The following is an 18,986-nucleotide window of genomic DNA, read 5'->3' as shown; positions in this document are numbered from 1 at the left end:
ACGCCATGACCAGCCAAACAGCACTGAAGCCTGCCGCCGCCGTCGTCTCGGAGCTCGACATGGCGAACGCCATTCGCGTGCTGGCGATGGACAGCGTCCAAAAAGCGAATTCGGGACATCCCGGCATGCCGATGGGCATGGCCGATGTCGCAACGGTGCTGTTCAACCGCTTTATCAATATCGATCCATCCAGGCCGGACTGGCCGGACCGTGACCGTTTCGTTCTTTCAGCCGGCCATGGCTCGATGCTGCAATACGCGCTGCATTATCTGCTTGGCTATGAAGACATGCCGGTCGAGGAGTTGCAGCGGTTTCGGCAGTTGGGCAGCCGCACGGCCGGACATCCGGAATATGGCCATGCGCTTGGTGTCGAGACCACCACCGGCCCGCTCGGACAAGGCATTTCCACGGGGGTCGGCATGGCGTTGGCGGAGCGCATGCTTGCTGCCCGCTACGGTGCCGATCTGGTCAATCATCATACCTATGTGATTGCAGGCGACGGCTGCCTGCAGGAAGGCATCAGCCACGAGGCGATCGACCTCGCCGGCCACCTGAAGCTTTCCCGCCTGATCGTCTTCTGGGACGACAACGCGATCTCCATTGACGGGCCAACCTCCCTGTCCACGTCGATGGACCAGCCGGCGCGCTTCAAAGCCGCCGGCTGGGATGTCCAAACGGTCTCAGGCCACGACATGGAAACTGTCGCGGCGGCTATCGAGGCGGCGCGGCGGTCGGATCGACCGTCGCTGATTGCCTGCCGCACAGTGATCGGCAAGGGCGCCCCCAACCTCGGCGGCTCGGAGAAGACGCATGGTGCGCCGCTGGGCGAGGCAGAGATCGCCGCGACCCGCGAGAACATCGGCTGGACCTTCGCGCCGTTCGAGGTGCCGGACGACGTGCTTTTCGCCTGGCGCGAAATTGCCGGCCGCGGCGAAGCGATGCGGGGCGCCTGGGAGCAGCGGCTTGCCGCCTCGCCGCAGCGAGAGGCCTTCGAGAACGCGGTTGCCGCCAGACTGCCCGACGCGGTCTTCGAAGCGCTCGATGCCTTTCGCCGCGAGCATGTCGAGAAGACAACCAAGGTGGCAACGCGAAAAGCTTCCGAAATGGCGCTGGAGGTCATCAACGGCGCCACGGAGTTGACCGTCGGCGGCTCGGCCGATCTGACGCACTCGAATCTGACGATCACCAAAGGCATGAAACGCATTGCGCCGAGCGACTATGCCGGCCGCTACATCCACTACGGCATTCGTGAACACGGCATGGCCGCCGCCATGAACGGCATCGCATTGCATGGAGGCTTCGTGCCCTATGGCGGTACGTTCCTGTGCTTCGCGGACTATGCGCGCGGCGCGATACGGCTCTCGTCGCTCATGGGCCAGCGCGTCATCTACGTGATGACGCATGATTCCATCGGCCTCGGCGAGGACGGCCCGACGCATCAGCCGATCGAGCACCTGGCGATGCTGCGTGCGACGCCGAACCTCAATGTCTTCCGCCCGGCGGATATCATCGAAACGGCGGAGTGCTGGGAACTTGCGCTGAAGAGCAAGAATCGGCCGAGCGTGCTGGTGCTGTCGCGCCAGAACCTGCCGATGCTGCGTGAGGCGCACAGCGATGCGAACCGCTCCAGCCAGGGCGCATACGTCCTGCGCGAGCCAGCCAGGCACCGCGCCGTCACCCTGATCGCCACCGGCTCGGAGGTCGAGATCGCGGTTGCTGCCGCCGAAAGGCTGGAGACCGAGCATGGCGTCGCCGCCGCGGTTGTTTCGATGCCGTGCTGGGAACTTTTCGAGGAGCAGGAAAACGCCACCCGCAAGGCCGTTCTCGGCTCCGCGCCACGCGTCGCGGTCGAAGCGGCAGCCCGGCTGGGCTGGGACCGCTGGGTCGGCGAGACGGGCGCTGTCGTCGGCATGGCCGGCTTCAGCGCCAGCGCCCCTGCCCCCGATCTCTACCGGCATTTCAACATAACGTCCGAAGCGGTTGCCGCGGCGGCGCTGAAGCTCATCGTCTAGGAGGACCCACAATGGCCCGCATCACCCTTCGCCAGCTTCTCGACCATGCCGCCGAGCACGGCTACGGCGTCCCTGCATTCAACATCAACAACATGGAACAGGGCCTCGCAATCATGGAGGCGGCCAAAGCCTGCGACGCGCCTGTCATCATCCAGGCCTCACGTGGCGCCCGGTCCTATGCCAACGACGTCATGCTGGCCAAGATGATGGAAGCATTGACGGAAATGCACCCAGCCATTCCGCTGTGCATCCATCAGGACCACGGCAACGACGAGGCCACCTGCCTTTCCGCGATCCGCCACGGCTTCACCTCGGTGATGATGGACGGATCCCTGATGGCAGATGCCAAGACTCCGGCAAGCTATGCCTACAACGTCGCCGTAACCGAACGCGTCACACGCATGGCGCATTGGGTCGGGGCTTCCGTCGAAGGCGAACTGGGCGTGCTCGGATCGCTGGAAACCGGCCACGGCGAGGCCGAGGATGGCCACGGCGCCGAGGGCGCGCTCTCCCACGACCAACTCCTGACCGATCCCGATCAGGCGGTCGACTTTGTGGCCGCAACCCAGGTGGACGCGCTGGCGATCGCCTGCGGCACCTCGCACGGCGCCTACAAATTCACCCGCAAGCCGGACGGCGACATTCTGGCCATGCAGGTGATCGAGGCGATCCACGAGAAGCTGCCCAACACGCATCTGGTCATGCATGGCTCTTCCTCGGTGCCACAGGAACTGCAGGACATCATCAACAAATATGGCGGCGAGATGCCCCAGACCTTTGGCGTCCCCGTGGAGGAGATCGAGCGCGGCATCCGCTACGGCGTGCGTAAGGTCAACATCGACACCGATTGCCGCATGGCCATGGCAGGGCAGTTTCGCCGCGTCGCGACGGAGAATCCGCGCGAGTTCGATCCCCGAAAATTCCTGAAGCCCGCCATGGATGCCTTGCACGATCTTTGCCGAGACCGCTTCGAGCGTTTCGGCACGGCGGGTAACGCCTCGAAGATCAAGGTCATCGCCATGGACGAAATGGCCAAACGCTATGCCGCGGGAAAACTCGCGCCACATATCGCAACCGCGAAAGCCGCCTGAGCAACAAACAGGAGACCTGTCATGAACAAGATCGATATATTGCCAGCGGGTACGCTCCAGGAAGGCAAGGAACGCTACAAGTCAGGGGTCATTCCCTACAAGAAGATGGGCTACTGGGAGCCGGACTACAGGCCGAAGGAGACCGATCTGATCGCCATGTTCCGGATCACGCCGCAACCCGGTGTCGACCACGAGGAGGCAGCGGCCGCCGTCGCCGGTGAATCGTCGACCGCAACTTGGACCGTGGTGTGGACCGACAGGCTGACGGCCTGCGAGCTCTACCGCGCCAAGGCGTTCAGATCCGAGCCGGTTCCAAACACCGGTCCCGGCACCAAGACCGAGCAACAGTACTTCGCCTACATCGCCTACGACCTCGACCTGTTCGAGCCGGGCTCGATCGCCAACCTGACCGCGTCGATCATCGGCAACGTGTTCGGCTTCAAGGCGGTAAAGGCGCTGCGGCTGGAAGACATGCGCATCCCGGTCGCGTATCTCAAAACCTTCCAGGGACCCGCAACCGGCATCGTGGTGGAGCGTGAGCGGCTCGACAAGTTTGGCCGTCCGCTGCTCGGCGCGACGACGAAGCCGAAGCTCGGTCTGTCAGGCCGCAACTATGGCCGCGTCGTTTACGAGGCGCTGAAGGGTGGCCTCGACTTCGTCAAGGACGACGAGAACATCAACTCGCAGCCCTTCATGCACTGGCGCGACCGCTTCCTCTACTGCATGGAGGCGGTGAACAAGGCTTCAGCTGCCACCGGCGAGGTCAAGGGCCATTATCTCAACGTCACCGCCGGCACGATGGAGGAGATGTACGAGCGCGCCGAATTCGCCAAACAGCTTGGCTCCTGCATCATCATGATCGACCTCGTCATCGGCTACACGGCGATCCAGTCGATGGCCAAGTGGGCACGCCGCAACGACATGATCCTGCACCTGCACCGCGCCGGTAATTCGACCTATTCGCGCCAGAAGAACCACGGCATGAATTTTCGCGTCATCTGCAAATGGATGCGCATGGCCGGCGTCGACCATATCCATGCCGGCACTGTGGTCGGCAAGCTGGAAGGCGACCCGCTCATGATCAAGGGGTTTTATGACACGCTGCGCGAGGAGCGCACGCCGCAGAACCTCGAAACCGGGCTGTTCTTCGATCAGGACTGGGCCTCGCTCAACAAGGTGATGCCCGTCGCCTCGGGCGGTATCCATGCCGGCCAGATGCACCAGTTGATCCATTATCTCGGCGAGGACGTCATCCTGCAGTTCGGCGGCGGCACGATCGGCCATCCCGACGGCATCCAGGCAGGCGCGACGGCCAATCGCGTTGCATTGGAAGCGATGATCCTGGCCCGCAACGAGGGACGCGATTATTTGCGCGAAGGAACCAAAATCCTCGAACAGGCGGCCAAATGGTGCACCCCGCTGAAGGCTGCCCTGGAGACCTGGAAGGATGTCACCTTCAACTATGAATCGACCGACACGGCCGACTTCATGCCGACCGCAACGCCCAGCTTCTAGAAGAAAGGAACCGTCGCCATGATGACCAATCCGGGAAACAAGGTCACGCAGGGACAGTTCTCGTTCCTGCCCGACCTGACTGAAGAGCAGATTTCGGCGCAGATCAAATACGCGCTGAAGAACCACTGGGCCGTCAGCGTCGAGTACACCGACGATCCGCATCCGCGAAACACCTATTGGGAAATGTACGGCAACCCGATGTTCGACTTGAGAGACCCGGCGGGCATCCTGCTTGAAGTCAACGCTTGCCGGAAAGCCTGTCCGAACATGTATGTCCGGGTAACCGCATTCGATTCGACCAAGGGATGGGAAGCGCCGCGCATGTCGTTCATCGTCAACCGGCCGCCCAGCGAGCCCGGGTTCCGGCTGCTGCGCCAGGAGCGCGACGGCCGCAGCCAGGGTTATTCGATCGTGCCTTATGCGACCGACAGGCCCGAGGGCGAGCGGAGCTAGCTGAAACCATGCTGGACACGATAGGAAAGGGCGCTGGCGCGCAGGACGAATCGGTTGATCTGCAGGCCGAGTTCGAAGCGTCCAACATCGACGAGGTGATGGACAAGCTCGACCGCGAACTCGTTGGCCTGAAGCCGATCAAGAACCGCATCCGCGAGATCGCGGCTCTTCTCCTGGTCGACCGGCTTCGCCGCAAGTTCGGTCTGACCTCTGGCGCACCGACGCTGCATATGAACTTTACGGGAAATCCCGGCACGGGCAAGACCACCGTGGCGCTGAGGATGGCCGAAATCCTGCATCGCCTCGGCTATGTCCGCGAAGGCCACATGGTCGCGGTGACGCGCGACGATCTCGTCGGCCAGTATGTGGGCCACACCGCACCCAAGACGCGCGACGTGATCAAGCGTGCCATGGGCGGCGTGCTTTTCATCGACGAGGCCTATTACCTCTACAAGCCCGAGAACGAACGCGACTACGGCCAGGAATCGATCGAGATCCTGCTGCAATGCATGGAAAACAACCGTGACGACCTGGTCGTGATCCTTGCCGGCTACAAGAACAAGATGGATCGTTTCTTCGACAGCAATCCCGGCATGCGTTCGCGCATCGCCCACCACCTCGATTTTCCCGACTACGGTGTCAGCGAGCTGAAATCGATCGCCGAGATCATGCTGGCGGAGCAGAATTACCGCCTCAGCGAGGCGGCCGCCCAGGCGCTCGAAGAGTATCTTCCGATCCGCATGAGGCTGCCGCATTTCTCCAACGCGCGCTCGGTGCGCAATGGGCTGGACCGGGCGCGGCTTCGCCAGGCCAATCGGCTTTTCGCATCGCGAAGCCGTGCCCTGACCAAGGCAGACCTTATCACCATCGAGGAATCCGATATCCGCGGCAGCCGCGTATTCGCGGAAGGGAAGCTCGAAGGCGAACCGGAGACGAAGGCGCACTGACAGGACGAAGCCGGCTGGCGGCGACCCGAGATGGAAGACAGAAATTGGAGACGACGACCATGGTCACCAGGACAATCATTGCGCCCTCCGTGCTTTCCGCGGATTTCTCGCGGCTCGGCGACGAGGTCGAAGCTGTCGTTCAGGCGGGCGCCGACTGGATCCATCTCGACGTGATGGACGGGCATTTCGTACCCAACATCACCTTCGGTCCGCCGGTCATCAAGGCGATCCGTGGCCGAACAGACAAGGTCTTCGACTGCCATCTGATGATCGCGCCGGCCGACCCCTATCTGGCCGCCTTCGCCGATGCCGGTTGCGACATCATCACGGTGCATGCCGAGACTGGACCGCATCTCGACCGCTCATTGCAGGCGATCAGGAATCTTGGCAAGAAGGCCGGGGTGTCGCTCAATCCGTCGACGCCGGAGAGTGTCATCGAGTATGTGCTCGACCGGCTCGATCTGGTGCTGCTGATGACGGTCAATCCAGGCTTCGGCGGCCAGGCTTTCATTTCAGCGGTCGTCGAGAAAGTCAGACGGATCAAGGCTTTGGTTGGCCATCGCCCGATTGACATCGAGATCGACGGCGGAGTCACGGCCGAAACCGCCCCGCTGGTCACCGCAGTTGGCGCCAACGTACTGGTCGCCGGTTCGGCTGTATTCAAGGGAGGCACCGAGGCAGCCTATCGTGCCAATATCGGCGCCATCAGACAGACGGCCGATGGCGCGATCCGGAAAGCCGCGTAAACCGTTGTCGGGGAGACGAACATGGCTGCGGTCCCACCTGTATGCGATTTCGGCTGGCCCGCCATCGATGCCGTTTTGCCCGGCGTCGACGGCACGTCGCATTCCATCTTCGGTCACGCTGGCCCGAATGGCCTGGTCGTGGCCTTCATCTGCAATCACTGCCCTTATGTGAAGGCCGTGATCTCTCGCATCGTGCGCGACGCCAATGATCTCAAGGCCGAAGGTATCGGCTTCGTCGCGATCAACTCCAACGATGCCGACGCCTACCCGGACGATTCCTTCGACCAAATGAAGCGCTTCGCCATGACGAACGGCTTCAGCTTCCCTTACCTGCATGACGAGGCACAGACTGTAGCGCGCGACTACTCCGCGGTGTGCACTCCCGATTTCTTCGGGTTCAACAGCGAATTGAGACTGCAATATCGCGGCCGGCTGGACGCGTCGCGACGCGAATCCGGACCGCTCGGGCTGCGACGCGATCTGTTCGAGGCGATGAAGCAGGTTGCCCGAACCGGCGATGGTCCGTTCGACCAGATCGCCTCGATCGGCTGCTCGATCAAGTGGAAGGATGCTGCATGAATGTCGGCGCAGGTCGGTCGCTTCGACCGCCGAAGGCGATCCTGTTCGACCTCGACGGCACGCTGGTCGATTCGGCGCCTGATATAACGGCCGCCGTCAACGAGTTGTTGGCCAGCCGCGATCTGCCGCCGTTGCGCCTGGACCAGGTCAAGGCCATGATCGGTGGTGGCGTCAGGAAATTGATCGAGCGGGCCTTCGCGGCATCGGGGACGCCGCTCCTCGGCAACGCGCTCGATGAAGCCAACCGCGTTATGGCGCCGATCTACAGCCGACATCTGACCGGCCTGACAAGGTTGATGCCTGGCGTCAGGGAGGTTCTCACACACTTCTACGCGAAGGGAGTGGCCATGGGCGTGGCGACCAACAAACCGCAGTTGGCGACTCGCGAGATCCTGCTGCATTTCGGACTGACGGAATATTTCGGTGCGATCATTGGCGGAGACGCAGTGACATGCCTGAAACCCGCGCCCGATGCTCTGCTGCTGGCGCTCGCCCAGCTTGGAGTCGACCCCTGTGACGCGCTGCTGGTCGGAGACAGTGGCGCCGACGCAGGCGCCGCACGCGCCGCCGGCATGCCCGTCATTCTGCTGCGCGGCGGATACACCCATTTTCCGGTTGAAGAGCTTGGCGCCGACCAGGTTTGCGACAGCCTTTTCGACCTGCCTGCGGCGATGCAGGTGCTGCAAGCCGGTGCTTGATCGGGGCGAACGCCGGCCGGACGCAAGTTCGAACGGCCGGCGCCGCCGCTATTTCGAGAATTGCTTCAAATAGGCGATGACGTTGGCGATGTCTTGGTCCTGCTTGAGGCCGACGAACGCCATCTTCGTTCCTTTGACCATGGCCTTGGGATCGCGAAGGTAAGTCGTCAGCGTGGGTTCGTCCCATTTGACGCCGGACTTGCCTGCCGCGACCATCGCTTGGGAGTAACTGAATCCCGGGTGTGTGCCAGCCGTCCGGCCGATGACGCCGTTCAACGACGGGCCGACCTTGTTCTTGTCCTGGTCGGCAACATGGCAGACCTTGCATTTGGCGAAGACCTTCTCACCCGCCGCGGCATCCTGTGCCTGGGATTGGCTTGTGATAAAGGACACAGCAAACACGACTGCGAAAAATGCGATTGCGCGCATGGCATTTCCTCATGGATCGTCTGGGTGCCCTGGACGATTTTGCACATGCCGATCTTTCATCCGTTGGCATGCACCTTACGCGGTGGAGTGGAGTATCCGCTTCCCCTTTGTGAAGCGGCGCCGCGTGAATCGGAAAGCTAGTTGGCGTGCGGTGAAAGTCAATCGTATAAAGGTACAGAGGCTTGGGTCCCCAGGATACCGGTATTCGTCTTTGTTGACGGCCATCGGGCGAATGCGTAGCTTCAACACATTCCGGTTTCTCCACTGGCACCTCGGGAATCCGGCAACTGGCGATTCTGTCCAGGCTCCTCACTGGGCCGGACCAGTCGAGACAGGCGTCCCGGAGCGCAAGAGGTGCTAAATGGATATGGTCGATCTCATATTGACGGTGTGCCTCAGCACCAATCCGGGCAATTGCCGAGACGAACACCTCTATTTCGAGAGCCGCGGCTCTCTGCTCCAATGCATGTTCCTTGCGCCCAGCGAGATCGCGAAATGGTCTCAGGAACACCCGACCCTCAAGGTCATGCGCTGGAAATGCGCATTTCCGAGCAAGGAACGAGCGATCTGATTGACGTCCTGGAGCCCAGGGAGAAGGTGTCATGATGATTTCACGGCGCAACACGCTGCGTCTAGCGATTCTCGGCACAGTCGCTGCTGTTGCCGCCAAGCCGGTCTTTGCAGCAGCCAGGATTCGCATCGGCGTCCTGAAATTTGGAACCGTGAGTTGGGAACTCGACACGCTGAGGCAACACAAATTCGATGTGGCGAACGGGATCGATCTGGAGATCATCGATTTCGCTGGGGAGGACGCGACCAACGTCGCGCTGTTGGCCGGTGCGATCGACATGATCGTCTCCGACTGGCTATGGGTCTCGCGCCAACGGTCGGAAGGCGGCGACCTCACATTGGCCCCCTATTCGACCGCTGTGGGGGCGATCATGGTGAAGGAGGGGGCGCCGATCCGGACGGTCGCCGACCTCAAGCACAGGAAGATCGGCGTCGCCGGTGGCCCGCTCGACAAGAGCTGGCTCCTGGTACAGGCCCTGACCAGACGCGACTACGGGATCGACCTGTTGGCAACCAGCGACATCATCTTTGGGGCGCCACCGCTGATTTCGGAAAAGGCCATGCAGGGCGAACTCGATGCGGTGCTGAATTTCTGGCATTTCTGCGCCCGCCTCGAGGCCAACGGCTTTCGTCGCTTGATCGGCGTGAACGATGCGGCGCGTGCGCTCGGCGCCTTGGGACCTGTGTCGGCACTCGGTTACGTCTTCCATGACCAATGGGCGAACGAGAACCCCGATGCCGCCGGGGGCTTCGTCAGGGCCTCCGCGCAAGCCAAAGACTTGCTGGCGAGATCCGACGAGGAGTGGCTGCGCCTGGCGCCGATCATTCGCGCAGAAGGCAAAGAACTGGAAAAACTGCGCGACCGCTACCGCCAGGGCATCCCCAGGCGGGCGGTCGCCGAGGAAGCGGCCGACGCCGGCAGGCTCTATCATGTGCTGGCGGCGATCGGTGGCGCGAAGCTGGTCGGCAGCGCGCCCGAGATGGCGCCCGGCACATTCTGGCAGGACCGCGCGAAATGACCGCGCCGGAAACCAGCAACGGCACGCGAGGTGCCCCGACGAGCATGTCCGGGCGAGCCAGGGTCGCGACAACGCTGATGCCCGCTCTGACCGTGGCGGTTTCCTTGCTCGGGCTTTGCCTGCTGTGGAGTCTTGCGGCGAGTGTCTGGCGGAGCCGTGCCCTCCCGGGGCCGGGACAGGTCTGGCAGGTGCTCCTCAGGGAGGCTGCGAGCGGCGACCTCTTCTATCATCTCGGCGCGACCCTCGGCCGGGTCGCCGCGGCATATATCGTCGCGATGATCATAGGATCGGTCATCGGCGTTTTGCTCGGCAGCTATCGTCGCGCCGACCGCTTTTTCAATCCATGGGTAATTCTGTTCCTCAACATCCCGGCACTGGTGGTCATCGTCCTCGGCTACATCTGGTTCGGCCTCAACGAGGCGGCGGCGATCGGCGCGGTGGCGGTGAACAAAATCCCGAATGTCGTGGTGACGATGCGCGAGGGCGCCAGGGCGCTTGATCCGAGCTATGCCGAAATGGCCACCGTCTATCGCTTCGGCCCTCTCGATCGCATCCGCCACATCCTGCTGCCGCAATTGCAACCCTATCTTGCCGCCGCGTCACGATCCGGCATCGCCCTCATCTGGAAGATCGTCCTGGTCGTCGAACTGCTCGGCCGCTCCAACGGCGTCGGCTTCCAGATCCATCTCTATTTCCAGCTCTTCGACGTCGCCGCCATTCTTGCCTACACGCTGGCTTTCGTGGCGGTGATGCTCGTCATCGAACTTCTTCTGGTGCAACCCGTTGAACGACATGCAACCCGTTGGCGCCGTCGTCCCGCTTAGGGTCGATATCGCTGAAAAGACTTTCAGGTCCGCGCAAGGCGTCTCGATCACGGCGCTTCAGGACCTTTCTTTCGAGGTCCGGCAAGGCGAATTCGCCTGCTTGCTGGGGCCGTCGGGCTGCGGCAAAACCACGACGCTGCGTATCCTGCTTGGGTTGGACAAGGATTTTTCCGGATCCTTCCAGTTGCCGCAAGGAGGCTCCAACCGCATCGCGGCCGTGTTCCAGGAGCCGATCTTGCTGCCGTGGCGAACGGTGGAGCAGAATGTCAGGCTGGCGTTGCCGAAAAGCTTGAGAACGAAGAACCTCGACGATCTGTTTGAAACTCTCGGCCTCGCCGGCATGCGCTCGCTCTATCCTGCGGAACTGTCACTCGGCCTTGCGCGCAGGGCAGCGCTTGCCAGGGCCTTCGCTACCGAGCCGGCGATGCTTGTCCTGGACGAACCCTTTGTCTCGCTCGACCACCGGACCGCCGAGCGGCTTCGTCACCTGCTTCTGTCGGTGTGGTCGGCACGGCCTACGACCGCCTTGATGATAACGCACGATCTACGCGAGGCGCTGATGCTGTCGGATCGCATCATCGTGCTCGCGCCGCGACCAGCACATGTGCTCGGCGTGTTCGATGTGCGGCTGCCTCGCCAACACCGCAATTCACAGGTGATGAGCGACCTTCTGCGGTCGTTCCGTCAAAGATTTCCGGGCGTCACCTGACCGCCCTGATGGCGAAATGCATACCGGAGGACCCGATGTCGATTGATCGGCTACGACGCAGGGTTATGAGTGGCTTTGCCTGCACCGCCGCCAGCGCCGCCTTGCTGCCATGCTGCCTCGGACGAGCCGCCCTGGCCGCGGCCGGCAGCCTGCGGTTCTCGGTTGGCCAAATCGCCGACGGCGTCTTCGCCTTTCAGGGCGTGGATGAATTGATGACCGCAACCAACGACGGTGCAATCTGCAATCTGGGCGTCGTCGTCGGCACCGATGCGGTTGCCGTCATCGACAGTGGCGGCAGCCTGATCGAGGCGCACGCCTTCCTCGCCGCGATCAGAAAGATAACCGCAAAACCGGTTCGCTTCCTGATCAACACCCACATGCATCCCGACCACATTTTCGGCAATGCGGCATTCCGGGAGATCGGCGCGACCATCGTTGGCCATCGCAATCTGCCGCGTGCCCTCGAGGCGCGGGGCGCGTTCTATCTGCACAATTATCGCGAACAGGTCGGCGAAGCGCTCATGAAGGGAGTCGAGATCGTTTCGCCGGCGATGCTGGTCGACGATCGCCTGGAACTCGACCTCGGTGGGCGCATGCTCGAACTGCGGGCATGGAAGGCTGCGCACACCGACAACGACCTGACCGTCTTCGACCCCGAGACCGGCACGCTCTTTGCCGGCGATCTCGTGTTCATGGGTTCCTTGCCGACGCTCGACGGATCGCTGCTTGGCTGGCTCCGCCAGATGGATGCGCTCGCCACGATCGCCGCTGCGCGCGTCGTTCCGGGTCATGGCCCGGTACCGGCCGACTGGCCGCAGGCGCTGGCAGGAGAACGGCGCTATTTCGAGATTCTGGCGCGCGATATCCGCAAGGCGATCGCCGACGGGACGCCGCTCCGAGAGGCCGTCAAAACCGCCGCCGGAAGCGAACGGGGCAAATGGCACCTGTTCGACGACTACAATGAGCGCAACGCAACGGCTGCTTTTGCTGAACTCGAATGGGAATAGACCACACCGACATGCGCCAGAGATCATGGAATTGGGGCGATTTGCCAACGCGTCATCAAAGGCATATTCTAGAAGCCAGCCTGGGCACCACCTCTGTTGCATTGGTGGAGGCATCGAAATGCAAAATCACGCTTACGCGAGCAGGCAGTTCGCCTTGTCGCTTGCATCGTTCCTGGCCACAATCATCTTGACCATCGGTACGCTTTTCGGCGTCTCCTCAGCCGCCAACGCACAGCAAACAACGGCTTCTTCGGAGAAGATCTGGGAAGACTTGAAAGGCGACGTGTTCGGCGACCGGGCTATTCTGGTCGATACTGGCGTCGTGAGGATCGAAGCGCCAAAGCGGGCGCAAGATGCCGCCATCGTACCTGTCGACATCTATGTCGACCCAGCCAAGGCGCCGGACGGCATCAAATCCGTGACCTTGATCATCGACGCCAATCCTGCGCCGGTGGCGGCAACGTTCCAGATCGGCAAGGACGCCGGCGTGACACATCTGTCGACGCGCGTGCGTGTCAACGACTATTCTTATTTGCGTGCCATAGCGGAGACTCAAGGCGGCCAACTCCACATGGCTCAGACCTTCGTCAAGGCGTCAGGCGGCTGCTCCGCCCCTGCGGTCAAGAACCAGGACGAGGCCATGGCGACGATGGGGCAGATGAAGTTACGCCAGTTCCCACCCCAGGAGACGATGAGCAAGGCAGAGGAGTTGCAGTTGATGATCCGCCACCCGAACAATTCGGGCCTGCAGCGGGATCCACTGACCCAGTATTTCATTCCCGCGCATTTTGTTCAGAAGCTGTCGATCTCGCAAGCCGGCCGGCCGATCCTCTCGATGGAAGGTGGAATATCGATTTCGGAAGACCCCAATTTCCGATTCGATTTCACGGCGCACGGCAATGGTGAAATCCAGGTCGAAGCGATCGATACGGATGGCAAGGTATTCCGCAATCAGTGGCCGCTGGAGAAAACGGGGCTCTGAAGTCTCGAAATATGATATGCCGCACTGCCACCGCGATGGCCACGCTTGATCTTTAGAAGCAACGCACGTCGGCTTCCGACTGCGCGCGCTTCAGCTCTGTACGGGCTGCCTTCGCCGGTGCGCTTTCGCGAAACAGCCCTGCGTTTTCCCCCGTTGTCAAAGACATGCTCTTGAAGGTCTCAGCCGTCTCATAGTGGTCGTAGGGAAGGATCGAGGCGATGACGTCGATCGAGCAGGAACAGCTTTCCAGAGCCTGACGCGTCTGGCCGTTCGTTCGCATGCAGCCGAGCACGTAGTCGACAACCGTTACCGTGGGATAGTCTCCCGCAGCGCCCGCCGGGTTTGCGATGGCCAGTGTCGCGGTGAAGAGCAGTGGCAAGGTCGAAAATCCAACATATCTGATCATGAGGAACCTCCGGTTGGTCCGGGTTCGATGCGCCCGGACGGGATCGGCGTGCCAGTTGGCAACGCGCCGTAAAGCCAGTCAAGCACCCATGGGTTCCGTATACGACCAAAGGAGGAAAGGGCTGTCCACGAGCGATAGCTGTGCATGACGACTTGATGACCGGCTCCGCGCCCAGGCTCCCACGACCGCTTCGTATCTCGCTCAATACCGGGGAACGACGAGACTTTTCACATGTCATCGACGATGGGCATCGATAAACATTAGCAAATAACCTCAGTGTAAATTAGAATCGAAAGATCGACAGCAAGACTATTTTAATACCATTCTCGGCCCCCCCGGGGGCGAAAAACACTTCATATTAGGCTTGTAGCTCTGTTCATTTCTGTATATTGCAGTGCATCATTTAGAGTATTGCGGTGCAACAATGCACTAGGCCTTTTTTTCTTGCCTAGCCTTTTGGGATGACATAGCCTTTCCCTGTTTCCGGCTTCAAGGGCGTCACCGTCATTAGGGAGCGGCGACAGTCTTTCGTAGGCCAAAGTGAGGTGGGCAGTAACGGTGCCCTCTGCACATCTGGCTTAGGTCGTGACACGCTGCCGGAAATATTTCCCCCCCGTGAATCGCTTGGGCGAGCCCTTGTGGGCCTAACAGTCGATTCATCACTGTGAACCCCGGGAGGAATTCGGATGCGTGTACTTACGAAAGCTACGTATATTCTAACCACCGCGGCGTTTCTGTCGCTCGGCGCGGCCTATACGGCGTCGGCTAACGAGGATCTTGCAAAGCTCGCTTCGGATGCGAAGAACTGGGCGATGCAGACGGGTGACTACGCCAACACCCGCTATTCCAAACTCAACCAGATTACTGCGGATAATGTGAAAAATCTGCAGGTCAAATGGACCTTTTCCACCGGCGTGCTGCGCGGGCATGAGGGTGGACCGCTGATCATCGGCGATGTGATGTATGTCCATACGCCCTTCCCGAACAATGTCTTTGCGCTCGACCTCAAGAATGACGGGAAGATCCTCTGGAAATACGAGCCCAAACAGGATCCGAATGTCATTCCGATCATGTGTTGCGACACGGTCAACCGCGGTGTTGCCTATGGTGACGGCAAGATCATTCTCAATCAGGCCGACACGACGGTCGTCGCCCTCGATGCAAAGACCGGCAAGGTCGTCTGGTCGGTCAAGAATGGCGACATGACCGACGGCGGCAAGGGCGAATCCGGCACGGCTGCCCCCGTCGTGGTCAAGGATAAGGTACTCATCGGCGTGTCCGGCGCCGAATTCGGCGTTCGCGGCTGGCTGGCCGCCTACAATCTGAAAGACGGCAAACTTGCCTGGAAAGCCTATTCGGAAGGTCCAGACGCCGACACCCTGATCGATCCCGAGAAAACCACGCAGCTGGGCAAGCCGGTAGGCAAGGATTCCGGCACCAACACCTGGGAAGGCGAGCAATGGAAGACGGGCGGTGGCACGACATGGGGATGGTATTCCTATGATCCCAAGCTGAACCTGGTCTACTACGGCACCGGCAATCCCTCGACGTGGAACCCGGTCCAACGGCCTGGCGACAACCGCTGGTCAATGACGATCATGGCCCGCGATGCCGATACCGGTGTTGCCAAATGGCTCTACCAGATGACCCCGCATGACGAATGGGACTATGACGGCATCAACGAGATGATCCTCGTCGATGGCATGGAGGTCAATGGCGCCAAACACGACGTGCTGGTGCATTTCGATCGTAATGGTTTCGCCTACACCATGGATCGCGCCACCGGCGAGCTTCTCGTCGCCAAAAAATACGATCCAGCGGTGAACTGGGCGACGGAAGTCGTCATGGACCCAAAGAGCGAACAGTATGGTCGCCCGCAGGTCGTGGCGAAATATTCGACCCAGCAGAATGGCGAAGACACCAACTCGACGGGTATTTGCCCGGCGGCGCTTGGAACGAAGGATCAGCAGCCGGCTGCCTATTCGCCGAAAACCGGCCTGTTCTATGTCCCGACCAACCATGTCTGCATGGACTATGAGCCCTACAAGGTAAGCTACACCGCCGGTCAGCCTTATGTTGGCGCGACAGTGTCGATGTACCCGGCACCTGGCGGCGACGGCAGCATGGGCAACTTCATTGCCTGGGATGCGGCCAAGGGCGAGATCGTCTGGTCGAAGCCTGAGAAGTTCTCCGTGTGGTCAGGCGCGTTGGCGACAGATGGCGACGTCGTCTTCTACGGTACGCTCGAAGGCTACATCAAGGCGGTCGATAAGGACGGCAAGGAACTTTACAAGTTCAAGACCCCGTCCGGCATCATCGGCAACATCACCACGTACGAACATGACGGCAAGCAGTACATCGCCGTTCTGTCCGGCGTCGGCGGGTGGGCAGGCATCGGTCTGGCAGGCGGTCTGCTTTCGCCTGACAACGCCGCTGCCTGGCATGGCGCCGTCGATCAGGGCCGTGCGCAAGGCGATCAGTCCGCGGTCGTTGGTACCGCTGGCCTGGGTGCCGTCGGCGGCTATGCGGCACTTGCCGACTATACGACGCTGGGCGGTCAGCTCACCGTCTTCGGTCTCCCGGACTGACGGGCGGGGAACCTTAAGCACGCCTCAGGTCTTGTTGGACCGGAGGCATGAAAACGAGAGCCCGGATCATCCGAAACCATGGCCGGGCTCTCGATGCGGTTGCACCCCCAACACACCGATCAATGCCGGCCACGACAGCAAAACCGTGTCCACGGCAAATGAAGGAAGCGTCTGAATGTCCGTTCGCATTGTAATTTCGGCTTTCGTCCTGGCTCTGCTGCCTCTGGCAAGCTCAGGCGTGGCGTGGGCCGAGGACAGCATGGAAAAAGCCAAGGCGGTGAAGCAAGAAGGCGGCAAGTATTTGGATGCGGATGGAAATCCGACCTACAAGATCGAGAACGGAACCGTCGACTGGTACACGTTCAGCGGCTACCGCCGGTATCACTCCGATTGCCATGTCTGTCACGGACAGGATGCGACAGGTTCGAGCTATGCGCCGGCCCTGGTCAACAGCTTGAAAACCATGGACTACGCCACGTTCCTCTCGATCGTCGCCGAGGGCCGCAAGAATGTCGGCGGCGGCAAGGAAAACGTCATGCCTGCCTTTGGCGACAACAAGAACGTCTATTGCTACCTGGACGATCTCTATGTCTACCTGCGCGCGCGCGCCGATGGTGCGGCGCCACGCGGCAGGCCGCCCAAGCACGAAGACAAGCCGCAGGCGGCGAAGGATGCCGAAGCATCCTGCATGGGCGGATGACATGAACGGCTGCGGGGCATCGAAACTGCGCGTCGTTCTGCCGATCCTCGGCGCGCTGGCCTTGTTGCCATCGAACGCGCAGGCGCAAGGCGCCGGCCTCGGCGCGGCGGGAGAACTGGTCGATCCCGACATTCTGCGCGTCTGCGCCGATCCTTCGAATATGCCCTTCACCGACAAGAGCGGCGAAGGCTTCGAAAACAAACTTGCCGAACTGGTAGCCGCGAAAACCGGACGGAAGTCCGTCGCCTACACCTGGTTTCCACTTGTCACCGGCTTCGTTCGCAACACGCTCGGGGCCAACCGATGCGACATCATCATGGGCTATGCCCAAGGCGATGAACTGGTGCAGAACACCAACGCTTACTATCGCTCCGCCTATGTGCTGGTCTACCCGAAAGGCAACGATATGGAAGGCGTCGAAACGATCGAGGATCCAAAACTCACGGGCAAGACGATCGGGGTTGTCGAGCGCACGCCGCCAACCGCCAATATGGCCGCCAACAAGCTTCTGCGGACCGCCAAGATCTATCCGCTTGCGGTGGATACGCGTGTCACCCCCTCCATGGGAGAGGTCATGATCAAGGACATGCTGGCCCACAAGATCGACGCGGCGGTCCTGTGGGGACCGATGGCAGGCTACTATGCCAAGCAACTTGGAGCCGATGTGGCGGTTGTTCCGCTGCTAAAGGAAAAAACCGGCTCCCGCATGTCTTACCGCATCACCATGGGCGTACGTCCGTCCGACCAGGAATGGAAGCGGACGCTCAACCGGGTGATCAGGGAAAACCAGGCGGAGATCAACAGGCTCCTGCTGAGTTACAATGTGCCGCTGATCGATGAACACGACAATCCGATCACCCAATGAAGGGAAAGGAGGCTGTTTTTTTGCTGGTCGCTGCGAGCCTTATGGGTCTGGCCGAACCGGCGCGCGCTGGCGAGATCGCCGAACCCAGCGGGTACCGGATGGATGACTATCGGGCGCCGGTGCCGCCGACGCTGCGAGGCGCCAGGGTGGTGACGACGGCGGAAGCTGAAGCGCTGTGGCGAGCGAAGAAAGCAGTCTTCTTCGACGTGATGCCGAACACGCCCAAGCCGACCAATTTGCCGGCAGGAACGATATGGAGAGACAAGGTTAGAAAGGACATTCCAGGCAGTACATGGCTGGCCAACGTGGGATACGGCGCTATTTCGCAGGAGACCACCAGCTATTTTCGCCAAGGCCTCGAAGCCAAGGCCGGCACGGACAAATCGCGAGCGATTCTGTTCTATTGCATGACGAATTGCTGGATGTCCTGGAATGCCGCCAAACGGGCGATCGAGTGGGGCTACAGTTCGGTAATCTGGTATCCACTCGGTGCTGATGGATGGGAAGGTGCAAATCTTCCGCTGGAGGTGAAAAAACCGTATGAAACGAACAATTGAAGGAATGTTATGCAATTATTCCCGGTAGTTTGCTTTTCGATTTTTCAAAACCTACTTTTTCGTTTGTCCATTTGAGACGTGATGGACGAGCCATTGCTTCGGTGCCCTGCAATGGTTGGCTAACAACAGGGATCGGTCCCTCCGGACTGGTATAAGAGGAGAAATGTCATGAAGAAGAACTGGAAAAAACCGACCATGTGCCAGGTTGCCGCGGGCATGGAAATTTCCCGGTATCTGCCTGCCGAAATTACTCCCAAGAGGTAGGCCGCAGAGGTGCGTGTCCCTGGCA

At 60.9% G+C, this 18,986-nt stretch carries 20 protein-coding genes; 18 read left to right on the top strand and 2 right to left on the bottom strand.

What is annotated here, in order from left to right:
• The first annotated feature begins 5 nt into the window (after window positions 1-5).
• The 8 genes from tkt to gph are packed head-to-tail and all read left to right on the top strand — an operon-like array spanning window position 6 to window position 8,041.
• Window positions 6-2,012, top strand: a complete 2,007-nt coding sequence (gene tkt, locus FJ964_RS22720; RefSeq protein ID WP_140552470.1) for a transketolase — start codon at window positions 6-8, stop codon at window positions 2,010-2,012.
• 11 nt (window positions 2,013-2,023) lie between these two features.
• Window positions 2,024-3,103 (top strand): class II fructose-bisphosphate aldolase, encoded by a 1,080-nt coding sequence (gene fba, locus FJ964_RS22715; RefSeq protein WP_140552469.1) that lies wholly within the window; start codon window positions 2,024-2,026, stop codon window positions 3,101-3,103.
• Between the two features lie 21 nt (window positions 3,104-3,124).
• Window positions 3,125-4,618, top strand: coding sequence for a ribulose-bisphosphate carboxylase large subunit (locus tag FJ964_RS22710; protein ID WP_140552468.1), 1,494 nt, complete (start codon window positions 3,125-3,127; stop codon window positions 4,616-4,618).
• Window positions 4,619-4,636: 18 nt separating this feature from the next.
• Window positions 4,637-5,071 carry a ribulose bisphosphate carboxylase small subunit gene (locus FJ964_RS22705; RefSeq protein WP_140552467.1) on the top strand — a complete coding sequence of 145 codons (435 nt, stop codon included), beginning with the start codon at window positions 4,637-4,639 and terminating at the stop codon, window positions 5,069-5,071.
• A gap of 8 nt (window positions 5,072-5,079) precedes the next feature.
• Entirely contained in the window at window positions 5,080-6,018 is a 939-nt protein-coding gene (cbbX, locus tag FJ964_RS22700; protein ID WP_140552466.1) for a CbbX protein, read from the top strand.
• Window positions 6,019-6,077: 59 nt separating this feature from the next.
• The gene (gene rpe, locus FJ964_RS22695) at window positions 6,078-6,764 is read left to right on the top strand and encodes a ribulose-phosphate 3-epimerase (RefSeq protein WP_140552465.1); all 687 of its coding nucleotides are present in this window, start codon (window positions 6,078-6,080) and stop codon (window positions 6,762-6,764) included.
• Between the two features lie 21 nt (window positions 6,765-6,785).
• Window positions 6,786-7,343, top strand: a complete 558-nt coding sequence (locus FJ964_RS22690; protein WP_140552464.1) for a thioredoxin family protein — start codon at window positions 6,786-6,788, stop codon at window positions 7,341-7,343.
• Complete coding sequence (gene gph, locus FJ964_RS22685) at window positions 7,340-8,041, top strand: phosphoglycolate phosphatase (protein WP_140552463.1); 702 nt, start codon at window positions 7,340-7,342, stop codon at window positions 8,039-8,041. The genes FJ964_RS22690 and gph overlap by 4 nt, the downstream gene beginning before the upstream one ends.
• A 48-nt stretch (window positions 8,042-8,089) precedes the next feature.
• Here gph and FJ964_RS22680 read toward each other — a convergent pair whose 3' ends face one another.
• Window positions 8,090-8,470 (bottom strand): cytochrome c family protein, encoded by a 381-nt coding sequence (locus FJ964_RS22680; RefSeq protein WP_140498230.1) that lies wholly within the window; start codon window positions 8,468-8,470, stop codon window positions 8,090-8,092.
• Window positions 8,471-8,831: 361 nt separating this feature from the next.
• Here FJ964_RS22680 and FJ964_RS22675 point away from each other — a divergent pair, with 361 nt between their 5' ends.
• The 6 genes from FJ964_RS22675 (at window position 8,832) to FJ964_RS22650 (ending at window position 13,581) form a co-directional block, all read left to right on the top strand.
• Window positions 8,832-9,041 (top strand): hypothetical protein, encoded by a 210-nt coding sequence (locus FJ964_RS22675; protein ID WP_140552462.1) that lies wholly within the window; start codon window positions 8,832-8,834, stop codon window positions 9,039-9,041.
• Window positions 9,042-9,072: 31 nt separating this feature from the next.
• Complete coding sequence (locus FJ964_RS22670) at window positions 9,073-10,059, top strand: ABC transporter substrate-binding protein (protein WP_140552461.1); 987 nt, start codon at window positions 9,073-9,075, stop codon at window positions 10,057-10,059.
• 77 nt (window positions 10,060-10,136) lie between these two features.
• The gene (locus FJ964_RS22665; RefSeq protein WP_224519073.1) at window positions 10,137-10,883 is read left to right on the top strand and encodes an ABC transporter permease; all 747 of its coding nucleotides are present in this window, start codon (window positions 10,137-10,139) and stop codon (window positions 10,881-10,883) included.
• A complete protein-coding gene (locus tag FJ964_RS22660) occupies window positions 10,852-11,592 on the top strand; it encodes an ATP-binding cassette domain-containing protein (protein WP_140552511.1) in 741 nt (246 codons plus the stop codon). Before FJ964_RS22665 ends, FJ964_RS22660 begins: the two co-directional genes overlap by 32 nt.
• Before the next feature lie 35 nt (window positions 11,593-11,627).
• The gene (locus tag FJ964_RS22655; protein ID WP_140552459.1) at window positions 11,628-12,599 is read left to right on the top strand and encodes a quinoprotein relay system zinc metallohydrolase 2; all 972 of its coding nucleotides are present in this window, start codon (window positions 11,628-11,630) and stop codon (window positions 12,597-12,599) included.
• 25 nt (window positions 12,600-12,624) lie between these two features.
• Entirely contained in the window at window positions 12,625-13,581 is a 957-nt protein-coding gene (locus tag FJ964_RS22650; RefSeq protein WP_224713383.1) for a quinoprotein dehydrogenase-associated SoxYZ-like carrier, read from the top strand.
• Between the two features lie 52 nt (window positions 13,582-13,633).
• Here the strand turns inward: FJ964_RS22650 and FJ964_RS22645 are convergent, their stop codons facing one another.
• Window positions 13,634-13,987, bottom strand: coding sequence for a hypothetical protein (locus tag FJ964_RS22645; RefSeq protein ID WP_140498241.1), 354 nt, complete (start codon window positions 13,985-13,987; stop codon window positions 13,634-13,636).
• Window positions 13,988-14,673: 686 nt separating this feature from the next.
• Between FJ964_RS22645 and FJ964_RS22640 the strand changes: the two genes are divergently transcribed.
• The 4 genes from FJ964_RS22640 to FJ964_RS22625 all read left to right on the top strand — a co-directional run bounded on the left by FJ964_RS22640 (window position 14,674) and on the right by FJ964_RS22625 (window position 18,697).
• Window positions 14,674-16,575 (top strand): methanol/ethanol family PQQ-dependent dehydrogenase, encoded by a 1,902-nt coding sequence (locus FJ964_RS22640; protein WP_140498243.1) that lies wholly within the window; start codon window positions 14,674-14,676, stop codon window positions 16,573-16,575.
• 175 nt (window positions 16,576-16,750) lie between these two features.
• Window positions 16,751-17,275 carry a c-type cytochrome, methanol metabolism-related gene (locus FJ964_RS22635; protein ID WP_140515133.1) on the top strand — a complete coding sequence of 175 codons (525 nt, stop codon included), beginning with the start codon at window positions 16,751-16,753 and terminating at the stop codon, window positions 17,273-17,275.
• Window positions 17,247-18,140: a substrate-binding domain-containing protein gene (locus tag FJ964_RS22630; protein ID WP_140552458.1), complete on the top strand. Its 894-nt coding sequence runs from the start codon at window positions 17,247-17,249 to the stop codon at window positions 18,138-18,140. Before FJ964_RS22635 ends, FJ964_RS22630 begins: the two co-directional genes overlap by 29 nt.
• Entirely contained in the window at window positions 18,137-18,697 is a 561-nt protein-coding gene (locus FJ964_RS22625) for a PQQ-dependent catabolism-associated CXXCW motif protein (protein ID WP_140552457.1), read from the top strand. Before FJ964_RS22630 ends, FJ964_RS22625 begins: the two co-directional genes overlap by 4 nt.
• Window positions 18,698-18,986: the final 289 nt, after the last annotated feature.

Source organism: Mesorhizobium sp. B2-3-2, from assembly GCF_006442295.1.
Classification (GTDB): Bacteria; Pseudomonadota; Alphaproteobacteria; order Rhizobiales; family Rhizobiaceae; genus Mesorhizobium.
The sequence above is the reverse complement of the archived record's forward strand: the minus strand, read 5'-3'. Positions and strand labels throughout refer to the sequence as shown.

Bases quoted from the DNA above. Each gene is read 5' to 3' on its own strand.
- tkt (WP_140552470.1), top strand. From the start codon at position 6: ATGACCAGCCAAACAGCACTGAAGCCTGCCGCCGCCGTCGTCTCGGAG.
- fba (WP_140552469.1), top strand. From the start codon at position 2,024: ATGGCCCGCATCACCCTTCGCCAGCTTCTCGACCATGCCGCCGAGCAC.
- FJ964_RS22710 (WP_140552468.1), top strand. From the start codon at position 3,125: ATGAACAAGATCGATATATTGCCAGCGGGTACGCTCCAGGAAGGCAAG.
- FJ964_RS22705 (WP_140552467.1), top strand. From the start codon at position 4,637: ATGATGACCAATCCGGGAAACAAGGTCACGCAGGGACAGTTCTCGTTC.
- cbbX (WP_140552466.1), top strand. From the start codon at position 5,080: ATGCTGGACACGATAGGAAAGGGCGCTGGCGCGCAGGACGAATCGGTT.
- rpe (WP_140552465.1), top strand. From the start codon at position 6,078: ATGGTCACCAGGACAATCATTGCGCCCTCCGTGCTTTCCGCGGATTTC.
- FJ964_RS22690 (WP_140552464.1), top strand. From the start codon at position 6,786: ATGGCTGCGGTCCCACCTGTATGCGATTTCGGCTGGCCCGCCATCGAT.
- gph (WP_140552463.1), top strand. From the start codon at position 7,340: ATGAATGTCGGCGCAGGTCGGTCGCTTCGACCGCCGAAGGCGATCCTG.
- FJ964_RS22680 (WP_140498230.1), bottom strand. From the start codon at position 8,470: ATGCGCGCAATCGCATTTTTCGCAGTCGTGTTTGCTGTGTCCTTTATC.
- FJ964_RS22675 (WP_140552462.1), top strand. From the start codon at position 8,832: ATGGATATGGTCGATCTCATATTGACGGTGTGCCTCAGCACCAATCCG.
- FJ964_RS22670 (WP_140552461.1), top strand. From the start codon at position 9,073: ATGATGATTTCACGGCGCAACACGCTGCGTCTAGCGATTCTCGGCACA.
- FJ964_RS22665 (WP_224519073.1), top strand. From the start codon at position 10,137: ATGCCCGCTCTGACCGTGGCGGTTTCCTTGCTCGGGCTTTGCCTGCTG.
- FJ964_RS22660 (WP_140552511.1), top strand. From the start codon at position 10,852: ATGCAACCCGTTGGCGCCGTCGTCCCGCTTAGGGTCGATATCGCTGAA.
- FJ964_RS22655 (WP_140552459.1), top strand. From the start codon at position 11,628: ATGTCGATTGATCGGCTACGACGCAGGGTTATGAGTGGCTTTGCCTGC.
- FJ964_RS22650 (WP_224713383.1), top strand. From the start codon at position 12,625: ATGGAATTGGGGCGATTTGCCAACGCGTCATCAAAGGCATATTCTAGA.
- FJ964_RS22645 (WP_140498241.1), bottom strand. From the start codon at position 13,987: ATGATCAGATATGTTGGATTTTCGACCTTGCCACTGCTCTTCACCGCG.
- FJ964_RS22640 (WP_140498243.1), top strand. From the start codon at position 14,674: ATGCGTGTACTTACGAAAGCTACGTATATTCTAACCACCGCGGCGTTT.
- FJ964_RS22635 (WP_140515133.1), top strand. From the start codon at position 16,751: ATGTCCGTTCGCATTGTAATTTCGGCTTTCGTCCTGGCTCTGCTGCCT.
- FJ964_RS22630 (WP_140552458.1), top strand. From the start codon at position 17,247: ATGCCGAAGCATCCTGCATGGGCGGATGACATGAACGGCTGCGGGGCA.
- FJ964_RS22625 (WP_140552457.1), top strand. From the start codon at position 18,137: ATGAAGGGAAAGGAGGCTGTTTTTTTGCTGGTCGCTGCGAGCCTTATG.